Origin of the sequence: Streptomyces sp. NPDC059564, from assembly GCF_042735575.1 — a bacterium.
GTDB lineage: Bacteria > Actinomycetota > Actinomycetes > Streptomycetales > Streptomycetaceae > Streptomyces.
Map to the genome: position 1 here is coordinate 1 of NZ_JBHWBP010000719.1, position 1,145 is coordinate 1,145.

A 1,145-nucleotide genomic window follows, 5' to 3' on the forward strand; every position below is an offset into this window, starting at 1 on the left:
TTTTAAAACCCTACGACGCCATACTCGTTGGGTTGGGGTGTGGTGGGCTCGATATGTGTATAAGAGACTGGGGCGCCCGCCGACCGGGGGGGGGGCGCCCCTTTCGCATGCGTACGGGCCTCAGCGCGTGAAGAGCGGCTCCCCCGGCGGGACCGGGGCAGCGGCCGGGAGCAGCGCCAGGTCCAGCCCGCGTACGAGCCGGCCGCGCAGGGTCTCGTCGGCGGCGAGGGCGCCCGCGACCCGGCGGGCGGCGGTGGCGGGCTCGGTGTCGGGGGCGAGCACCACCACGAGGGTGCCGTCGGCGTCGGAGCCCCCCGGCACCAGGTGGGCGCGGAGCACGGCGGGCTCGGCGGACACGACCGCCCGTACGGCTTCCCGTACGGCGGGGTCGGCCAGCGGGTCGGCGTCCGTACGGCCCTCGGCGAGGGCGAGCAGGGCGGAGCCCGTCAGCTGGTAGGGGACGGGGCCGGCCAGGTCGAGGACGATCGTGTCGGCCTTCTCGTGCGCGGCGGCGGCGAGGGCCTGGTGCAGCGGGACGGCCACCGGGCGGGCGGCCGGGTCCCAGAGCGCCAGCGAGGCGATCGAGGTGAAGGCGGGCAGCGCCCGCCGGTCCCCCGCCGTCAGGGTGGGGACGGCCATGTCGCTGGTCTTCTCGCGCTTGAGGCCGGTCTCGGGGTCGGTCTCGACCTCGCCGAGCATCGCCACGACGGGCACCAGCAGCCGGGCGTCCTTGAGGGCCGCCAGCAGCTGCGGCTCGGCGGCGCGGTCGGCGGCCCAGGCGGCCAGGGCCGCGCTCAGCCGGGGATCGGCGGTGCCGTCGTCGTCGGAGAAACCGGGGTCGGGAATGTTCTTGGTGGCCACAGTTACCCGACCCTATCCCGCCGTGCGGCGCGCGGACGCCGGGCCAGTACGGCGGCCAGCACCAGCAGCACCGCTCCCCCGGCGGCGGCGGTGCCCGCGCCCGCCCAGGGCCGCCGCTCGGGCGGCCGGACGGGGTCGGGGCCCGGGCCGAAGTACGCCCGGCCGGCCGCGACGGGCGCCGGGGCCTGCGCCTCGGGGCGCAGCCGGTCGGCGGCCTGGAGCGCGGCGACCGGGTCCACGGTGCCGTGGCCGCGGGCGTCGTCGCGGCCGCCCGCGGGGCCGTC

1 protein-coding gene and 1 pseudogene are annotated in these 1,145 nt (G+C 78.3%); both read right to left on the reverse strand.

Annotated features, from left to right (window positions below):
* Window positions 1–120: 120 nt before the first annotated feature.
* Window positions 121–861: an SseB family protein gene (locus ACFV0Q_RS41910; RefSeq protein WP_385013381.1), complete on the reverse strand. Its 741-nt coding sequence runs from the start codon at window positions 859–861 to the stop codon at window positions 121–123.
* Window positions 862–863: 2 nt separating this feature from the next.
* A pseudogene (locus ACFV0Q_RS41915) lies at window positions 864–1,145 on the reverse strand (type VII secretion-associated serine protease mycosin); the annotation flags it as partial.